The organism is Pedobacter sp. 01N416 (genome assembly GCF_056399685.1).
In genome coordinates this window covers 20,850-30,312 of record NZ_JBFTRT010000003.1, presented here as the reverse complement: position 1 = coordinate 30,312, position 9,463 = coordinate 20,850, and the positions used below count along the sequence as shown (strand labels likewise).

Genomic DNA, 9,463 nt, shown 5'->3' with positions numbered 1-9,463 from the left:
AACTATACAGAAACCGAGCCACAGGGATAATGGAAAGCTGCAAACTATGCGGCAGGCAACTGGCAAACAGGTAATGCACCAATAGGAGATGATGCTAAAAATGTGAAAACATTATGGAAATCGCATGATATCTGGGTAAGAAGAACCTTTAACGTAGCTAATCCCGCATCAATAAACGAACTGTTTTTAAAAATAAACCACGATGATAATATTGAGGTTTACCTAAATGGGAAGAAAATCTATACCAAAGAAGGCTGGACCAATAATTTCCAATATATTGCCTTAAGTAATAGTGATAAAAGTGCTTTAAAATCCGGACCGAATGTAATCGCCATCCACCTCATTAATACTGCAGGTGGCCGTTTTCTCGATTTTGGTTTAGTAGAAAAGCTAAAAGACAATGCAGAAAAAGTACAGATAGCCAAACAGAAAAGCGTTGATATTAATGCCACACAAACCATTTATAACTTTACCTGCGGGAAGGTTGATTTAAAATTAACTTTTACCTCTCCCTTGTTAATGAACGATTTGGGTTTATTTGCCCGTCCGGTTTCTTACGTTTCCTATCAGGTAAAAGCAAATGATGGTAAAACCCACCAGGTAAAAGTATACCTCAGTGCATCGTCAAACATTGCGGTTTATCGTCCTACGCAAGAAGTTACAGCAAGCAAATACAGCACGGCCAAATTATCGGTATTAAAAACGGGAACGGTTGAGCAGCCGGTTCTTCAAAAAGCAAGTGACGATATGCGGATCGATTGGGGTTACTTTTACGTAGCTGCACCAAAAACCAGCAACGCCATCCAGTTTGTAACAGCCGAAAAAGATGCTGCCGATGCTTTTAGAAAAGGAAATTCAGCTTCAACCGCTAAGCAGGGCAAAATGCTCGCATTAAATACTGTTATCCCGTTTGGAACAGTGGGTAAAGCTGCGGTAGAAAAATATGTTGAACTGGGCTATGATGAAATTTATGCTGTTCAATACTTCAATAAAAATTTAAGGCCATGGTGGAATACCTCAGGTAAAGAAACCATCGAAGCGCAACTAACCGCGGCTGCAGACGAGTATAAAAACGTGATTCAGAAGTGTGAAGCTTTTAACAAAACTTTGTATGCCGATGCCTTAAAATCAGGTGGTAAAGAGTATGCCGATTTATGTGTTTTAGGTTATCGCCAGAGCATTGCTGCACATACCTTGGTAAAGAGCCCGCAGGGTGAAATTTTATGGTTATCTAAGGAAAACAACAGTGGTGGTTTTATCAATACGGTTGATGTAACTTACCCTTCGGCACCATTGTACCTGATTTATAATCCTGAACTGTTACAGGGCATGTTGAATGGTATTTTCTATTTCAGCGAAAGCGGAAAATATCCTCACCCTTGGGCAGCTCACGATCTGGGAACCTATCCGTTAGCAAACGGACAAACTTATGGCGAGCCAATGCCTGTAGAAGAATCGGGCAACATGATTATTTTAACTGCAGCAATTGCCAAAGCACAGGGGAATGCCAATTATGCCAAAGCGCATTGGAAAACCTTAACCACCTGGGTTGATTATTTAACCAAAGAGGGCTTAGATCCAAAAACGCAGTTATGTACCGATGATTTTGCTGGTCATCTGGCCCGTAATGCCAACTTATCGGTAAAAGCGATTGTAGGTATAGCCTGTTATGCGCAGATGGCCAAAACATTAGGTTATGATGATGTAGCCCAAAAATATAGGGCTATTGCCGAAAGTATGGTGCCAAAATGGATAGAAATGGCCGATGCTGGCGATCACTACGCCTTAACTTTTGATAATAAAAATACATGGAGCCAGAAGTATAACCTGGTTTGGGATAAGGTGCTGAAGTTAAACCTGTTTCCGCAAAAGATATACGAAACCGAAACCAAATATTACCTGACTAAACAAAATAGATATGGTATTCCGTTGGATAGCAGAAAGGCCTACACTAAAAATGACTGGATCTTGTGGACTGCTACTTTTGCACCTACACAAAGAGAATTCGAAGCTTTGGTTCACCCGGTTTACAAACACGCTATCGAAACTGAGTCGAGAGTGCCTTTAAACGATTTTTATGATTCAAATACCGGTATCCGCGATAATTTTAAAGCCCGGAGTGTAGTAGGCGGTTTTTACATGAAAATGCTTGCCGATAAATTAGCTGGCAAATAAATTTTACCCCTTAAAATTAACAATTAAAGGCTCTGCATTTTTGTAGGGCCTTTTTTATGTTTGATAAGAGCGCGATCGTCATGCTGTCCCGAATGTTCGGGATCAGCATCTTTCCCGCTATAAAGATCCTGAAATGAATTCAGGGTGACGGCACGAATGGAAAAATGCATAAACTTAATGTAGGGTTGGCCATAGCAATCTATTCCTTAGTCTGTGTTCTCACAAACCGAATAAACAGCTTATGTATACAAGCAAAAAAAGCTATTTGAGTAGCTATTAGAATTAGAAAATGACTGGCCTGTGGTTCTTGGAGGCGGTTAGTCCTGCTTTACGCTTTACTCCGTTGCAATCGTGTTCGCTCCAATCAGGTTTAGGAACAAGGGTTTCTGCACCCAACAACCCCGAAAATGAAATGCTGTTTTGGSCCAATAGCCCYGGTTGCAGCGTTACCCTGCAGCAACGAGGMACGAGGAAGCGAAGCGTATAAGCGTAAAACGGGAAGAAACTTATTGATTTGTACTGGCCTYGCGCTCCAAATGAAAATTGGTGTTTTTAAACTAGGAAATTATCCTATCGGTTGGTGTCTCACCGACCGAAATAAAATCATAGCGTTTGTTGTAAGATTACTTCTTCGGCTGAAATAGCTCATCACAATAATGATTTATCTGATCAAAACTCAAACTCCAGCTGATTACTTTCTGGCTTTTCAATCTCTACATCATCATAAAAACGCGATAAGGTAATGCCCAAAAGCCTCACCTGCGTTGTGCCGATAGCGGCCTCTTCCAAAAGTTTAATCGCTTCAGCATAAATTACCTCTGCTTTGTTTATCGGTTGGGCAAAAGACCGGCTGCGCGTAATCAGTTTAAAATCGGCAAACTTGATTTTTAGGGTTACCGTTTTTCCACTGAGTTGATATTTTTCCAAACGTTTGGCCACGGTTTCACTGATCTGTTTTAACAGATCGTGCATCACCGAATCTTCATTGGTATCTTCCGAAAAGGTATCTTCTGCACCAACTGATTTGGTTTCGCGATTCGACTGAACGGGGCGTTCATCAATACCACGAACAATTTTATAATAAAATCTTCCCGATTTCCCGAATTGGGCAACAAGCTGGGCTTCAGTTAATTTTTTTAAATCTGCACCTGTATTAATCTGCATGGCCTTCATTTTGGCGCCGGTAACTTTGCCTACCCCAAAAAATTTTTCAACCGGGAGTTTTTCCATAAAAGACTCAATTTTCGATGGGCCAATAAAAGTTAAACCATCCGGTTTGTTCATATCTGAAGCTACTTTGGCCACAAATTTATTGATCGATACGCCTGCCGAAGCCGTTAAGTTTAACTCATTTTTAATCGCATCTTTAATGGATTGAGCAATATCAATAGCCGATCCGATTCCGAGCTTGTCTTCCGTTACATCAAGGTAAGCTTCATCCAGCGAAAGGGGTTCTATAATATCGGTGTACCGGCTAAAAATTTCCCTAAGCGCTTTCGAAACCGCGGTATAGGCATCAAAACGGGGGTATACGAAAATTGCTGTCGGGCAAAGCTGGTAAGCTTTACTGCTCGACATTGCAGAGCGGATTCCATATTGCCGCGCTTCGTAACTGGCTGTAGAAACTACGCCTCGGCTATCGGTGGTATGCCGATATACCGGAATGGGGAGGAGATATAGCCGATCTGCAAATGGTAGAGGGTGCCGATGAATTATTGAACTGGATAGCGATTGCCGGGGATGAATGCAAATTACTGATGGCTGATGTGCCTATTGAAAATGCCGAAATTTTAGATCTTGTTTATGTCCGGGAAGAGAATTTGGGCGGTGGTGGCGACTATCTGTTAGAAAAATTTAGAGGAGAATTTAAGAACCATAAACTTTGGCTTTGCCAGGTAACGGAATTTGTTTTTAAGCAATTGCCTGAACGGATTTATTTTAAGGAGATTAGTTAAGTGTGATCATTAAGATTCTATTATGTAAACCTCCCTTACGTTCGTCATCCTGAACTTGTTTCAGGATCCATTTAACTGCAATTCTTTTAATATTGATTCACCATTATTAATTTTTCCCTAACAGGATCATCATGCAAAAGACCCTGAAATAAATTACCTTCGGTGAGCTAGCTTAAGGCTCGGTTTACTCAGTAGCTTTCCGCTTCGCTACAGGTCAGGGTGACGGTTCTAGGTAATATCAAACTAATCTAACAATACCTCTACTTTATTAAGTAAGGAGTCCATCTCGAATGGTTTTTCCATAAAATCATTGGCACCGGCATCTAGCGCAGATTGTCTGATGTCTCTACTGGCCGAGATCATTAAAATAGGGATTTCCTTAAACTGAGGGTCGTTTTTAAGCTGTTTGCATATATCCCTGCCATCGTGTCCACTCATCCAGATATCGAGCATAATTAGATCTGGCTTATTTTTTACTGCATCTATTACCGCCCCGCCATCATATGTAAATTCAACATCATAACCCATCACTTCTAAAATCATCGTCACAGCATCAACAATTCCTTCGTCGTCATCGGCTATGAGTATTTTCTTATTTGCCATTTTGTAAATTTTATTTCATATTGTTTTGTTTTTCAATCGGTAAATGAGAAGATGGTTAAGAGCGTATAATTATTAAAGCGGTAAAGATGCTTTTTGTTTTWAAAAAAATGAATATTTATTTAAACAATTTTACCATTGGCCGATTAAAGATTTTGAGGCTGAATTTCACAGCCGATTATCTGGCCATATAAATTGGACACGAAATGTATAATTTTAAAGCTTATAAAATATTTCGGATATTTAAAGTTTATATTTACAGCATTAATTCAAATTAATTGGGTTCAATGGCCAAAAATGGATAGTATTAATATTAAGAAGTTAGCAGAAGCTTTAAAATTATCTACTTCTACAATTTCGAGGGCTTTTAGGGATAATAGTGACATTAATGCGGCTACCAAAGCGCGTATATTAGCCAAAGCAAAAGAATTAAACTATCAGCCCAACCACTACGCCAGTAATTTAAGGGAGCAAAAAAGTAAAACCATTGCCGTTATTGTACCCGAATTGGCCAATAATTATTTCTCACAGGCCATTCACGGTATTGAACGCGTAGCCAGAGAAAATGGCTACCATATTCTGATTTACGTAACGGATGATGATTATAAAAAAGAAGTAACTTTTATCCGCCATTTGCACAATGGTAGGGCCGATGGTATTGTAATGTCGGTTTCAGGAGAAGCTAACGATCATAATTACCTTAATAAATTTGGAAGTAAAAGGCTGCCTTTGGTGTTTTTCGATCGGATTTACGAAGATATTGATACGCCAAGGGTAATTACAAATGATTATAACAGCAGTTTTCTGGCAACTGAGCATTTAATAGAGCAGGGCTGCAGTAGAATTGCCTACCTGGTGGTGAATAAAAGTTTATCGATAGGTAAAACACGCATGCAGGGCTATCTTGATGCATTGGCTAAACATCAGATTCCTTTCGAAGAAAACCTGATAGTTGATTGCAGTAACAGTTACGAAGAAAATAGCATTATCATTAAAGAGGCGTTAACGCAATTGAAACCGGATGGTGTTTTTACCTCAGTAGAACGTTTGGCCTTTGCCACTTACTATGCGTGTTACGATCTCAATATCAACATCCCAAAAGATTTAAAGGTGATCAGTTTCTCCAGTTTGGAAATTGCTCCTTTGTTAAATCCCTCACTCACTACAATCACTCAACCCGCTACCGAAATAGGAGAGGAAGCGGCTAAATTACTGTTTACTATTTTAGATGATCATGCCGATAAGAACCTACCAAATGAGGTGGTTTTAGAGTCTAAAATTATCAAGCGGAATTCGACCGTAAACGGGTAAAAAAAGCCCTTAAAAAGGGGGTGATTTTCAGCTTAAAATTTTCAAAAATTTTTGTCACTTAGTGTAAAATACGCAGAATTCTGACTTATTTTCGGGAACGTTCCCGAAAGATGTTTGAATTTCGCTCCAATTTTTTCGGGAACGTTCCCGAAAAAAGCTTCAAAAATGACTTAGTGTAATATTTACACTTTAAATTAAAATTTAACATTTTTAATTTATTGATTATCAGATTATTGGAAATTTAAAAATTATTTAATATAGATTTTTATTTGGGGCGAAAAGCTGATTTTTACATTGATTTTCTTGTTGATATTTTGGCCCGAAATATATTTTTTAAATAAATTTTGAAATATCATTAACAGCTGTAAATTAGGCCTATGTGTAAATCACTATAATATTTAACCAAATTTTTATACTTAAACGAGCTTCAAATATGAGAGTATTTTACCTGTTAAAACAGGGGCTTTTGGTGCTGTTAGTTTTTTCAGCATTAATGGTAAAAGCACAAACCGGATCGGTATCTGGTAAAGTGCTTGATGAAACCGGCCTGCCATTACCTGGCGCTTCTGTAGTTGTAAAAGGAACAACAAGAAGTACATCAACAGATGCTAATGGTAATTATAAACTAGCAGGTTTATCGAATGGTTCGATAACGCTATCTGCAAGTTTTATCGGTTATCAAACCCTTGATAAAGCTGTAAGCATTTCAGTAAATGCTACTGTTAATTTTCAATTGGCCCCCGATGCACAAAAACTGAATGAAGTTGTGGTAATCGGTTATGGTACTGCAGAAAAGAAAAACCTAACCGGGTCTATTACCACAGTAAACTCGAAAGATTTTCAGAAAGGTACCATTACTACGCCTGAACAATTGATCCAGGGTAAGGTAGCAGGGGTGAACATTATCTCTAATAGTGGTCAACCTGGAGTAGGTAGCCAAATCCGTATCCGTGGTGGGGCATCATTAAATGCAAGTAACGATCCTCTTATCGTAATTGACGGGGTTCCCTTCAGTGGTAACGCTATTGGTAATGCGCCAAGCCCTTTATCATTGGTCAACCCGAACGATATCGAAACCTTTACCGTTTTAAAGGATGCAAATGCAACAGCTATTTATGGTTCGAGGGCATCGAACGGGGTAATTTTAATTACGACCAAAAAAGGTGCATCAGGTGCACCGGTGTTTAATTTTAGCACCAACAATTCTATCGCCACGGTTGCTAAAAAGGTGGATATCCTTTCTTCAGGCCAGATCCGTGATTTCGTAAATGCGAACCCCAATGCCAGTTATGACGATGGTAAAAAATTTACTTCGTTACTGGGCAGTTCAAATACCGATTGGCAGGATGAAATTTATCAGAACGCATTTTCTACCGATAATAGTTTAAGCATTGCAGGCTCATTTAAAGGGGTTCCTTACCGTGTTTCTGCTGGTTATTTAGATCAGCAAGGCCTTTTGATTACCGATCATTTTTCTCGTGGAACCGGTGCAATCAGCATTTCGCCAAAATTATTCCAGGATCATTTAAAAATCGACTTAAACTTAAAAGGTGCGTTAACCCAGTCGCATTTTGCCAATGCCGGTGCTGTTGGTGCTGCTATCCAGTTCGATCCAACACAATCAGTAAACGCAAGTAATAGCTTTGGTAACTACTTCGAATGGTTAAGAAGCGATGGTACGGTAAATCCGAATGCACCTCGCAACCCGGTAGGTTTAATCAGGCTGAACGATAACAATGGTAATGCCGAAAGAAGTTTTGGTAACGCACGTTTCGATTACTCTTTCCACTTTTTACCAGAATTGCACGCTAATTTAAATTTAGGTTACGATCTGTCTAAAGGTTATGGTGATGTGCGTATTCCGGTTTATGCTGCACAGAGCATTTCAACTTTAGGATCATACACCCATTCTTTGAATACAGAAACCAACAAACTTTCTGAGTTTTATTTAAACTATGCACACACTGTAGAGAGCATTAAAAGCCGTTTTGATGTAACTGCAGGTTACGGATATTACGATAACTCGAAAACCGGTTTCAACTTTACTTCTTACAAAGGCACCGGAGAGGCGTTGGTAACACCTGTTTTCCCTTTCTCTACCGATCGTGATAAATTACTTTCTTACTACGGAAGGTTTATTTATACTTTGGCAGATAAATATATTTTATCTGGAACATTAAGGGCTGATGCTTCTTCAAAATTTGCAGCGCAAAACCGTTGGGGCTATTTTCCTTCAGCTGMTTTTACCTGGAGAATTTCAAACGAGAATTTCTTGAAAAACAGCTCATCGGTTTCTGATTTAAAACTCCGTTTAAGTTATGGTCAAACAGGTAATAAAGATGGTATTGGCTATTACGATTACCTATCTAAATATTATGCCAATAGCAATACCGGCCAATACCAGATCGGTAATACTTTTTATAACTATTATACTCCGGCAGCTTACGATCCTGATCTGAAATGGGAAACTACTACCACCTATAATGCAGGTTTGGATTATGGCTTTATGAAAGGCCGTTTATACGGAAGTATCGATGTGTATTACAAAAAGACTTCTGATCTTTTAAGCAAAATCAATATTCCCGTAGGTACGAACTTTAACAACGAGTTAACAACGAATGTGGGTAATATGGATGTTAAAGGTGTTGAGGGAAGCTTAAACTTCTCGGCAATCAAAACCGAAAATACCAGCTGGGATTTTGGTGTAAACATTGCATACAACAAAAGAAAAGTAACCAATTTAACCTTAAATCCAGATCCTGCTTCGAAAGTTGGTGCAGGCGATATTACAGGTGGTACCGGTGTTACCTTAAAATACAATGCCGTTAACCAAATCCCCGGATCTTTTTTCGTATACAAACAAGTGTATAACACAGATGGAAAACCTTTAGAAGGTGTTTATGAAGATCTAAACAAAGATGGCGTGATCAATACCAGCGATCAGTATTTTTATAAATCACCTGATCCAAATATTACCCTGGGTTTCAATACGTCCTTTTCGTACAAGAAATGGAGTTTTACCACGTCGCTTAGGGCTAACTTTGGTAACTACATATATGATAACGTTTCATCAAACTTTGGTGTCAGAGCGAATATCTTAAGTCCGGCAGGTGTAATCAACAATGCATCAACAGATTTTCTGGCAACCAATTTCCAGAACAACCAGTTCTTAAGTGATTATTATATTAAAAACGCTTCATTCCTGAAAATGGACAATGCAGGTATTTCTTACAACGCCGGCAAGTTATCTAAAACCGGAACAGCATCGTTAAGGATATCCGCAAACTGCCAAAATGTTTTTACCGTAACCAAGTACAATGGTATAGATCCTGAGTTGAGCGGTGGTATTGATTATAACCTATATCCGCGTCCGCGCACGTATACTTTAGGTTTTAATGTTGGTTTTTAATAAGGAGACAAAA

Annotated in this window: 6 protein-coding genes; 4 read left to right on the top strand and 2 right to left on the bottom strand. The window is 38.9% G+C overall.

What is annotated here, in order from left to right; genetic code table 11:
• Window positions 1-102 precede the first annotated feature (102 nt).
• Window positions 103-2,175, top strand: coding sequence for a glutaminase domain-containing protein (locus AC1DND_RS00385; protein ID WP_477578173.1), 2,073 nt, complete (start codon window positions 103-105; stop codon window positions 2,173-2,175).
• Window positions 2,176-2,844: 669 nt separating this feature from the next.
• Here AC1DND_RS00385 and dinB read toward each other — a convergent pair.
• Window positions 2,845-3,840, bottom strand: coding sequence for a DNA polymerase IV (gene dinB, locus AC1DND_RS00380; RefSeq protein ID WP_477578174.1), 996 nt, complete (start codon window positions 3,838-3,840; stop codon window positions 2,845-2,847).
• A 26-nt stretch (window positions 3,841-3,866) separates the two neighbouring features.
• Between dinB and AC1DND_RS00375 the strand changes: the two genes are divergently transcribed.
• Window positions 3,867-4,130: a DUF6717 family protein gene (locus tag AC1DND_RS00375; protein ID WP_477578172.1), complete on the top strand. Its 264-nt coding sequence runs from the start codon at window positions 3,867-3,869 to the stop codon at window positions 4,128-4,130.
• Window positions 4,131-4,373: 243 nt separating this feature from the next.
• Here AC1DND_RS00375 and AC1DND_RS00370 read toward each other — a convergent pair whose 3' ends face one another.
• Window positions 4,374-4,733: a response regulator gene (locus AC1DND_RS00370; protein WP_477578171.1), complete on the bottom strand. Its 360-nt coding sequence runs from the start codon at window positions 4,731-4,733 to the stop codon at window positions 4,374-4,376.
• A gap of 294 nt (window positions 4,734-5,027) precedes the next feature.
• Here AC1DND_RS00370 and AC1DND_RS00365 point away from each other — a divergent pair, with 294 nt between their 5' ends.
• Together AC1DND_RS00365 and AC1DND_RS00360 are read left to right on the top strand one after the other, a co-directional pair.
• Window positions 5,028-6,041: a LacI family DNA-binding transcriptional regulator gene (locus AC1DND_RS00365; RefSeq protein WP_477578170.1), complete on the top strand. Its 1,014-nt coding sequence runs from the start codon at window positions 5,028-5,030 to the stop codon at window positions 6,039-6,041.
• A gap of 433 nt (window positions 6,042-6,474) precedes the next feature.
• Window positions 6,475-9,450, top strand: coding sequence for a SusC/RagA family TonB-linked outer membrane protein (locus AC1DND_RS00360; RefSeq protein WP_477578169.1), 2,976 nt, complete (start codon window positions 6,475-6,477; stop codon window positions 9,448-9,450).
• Window positions 9,451-9,463: the final 13 nt, after the last annotated feature.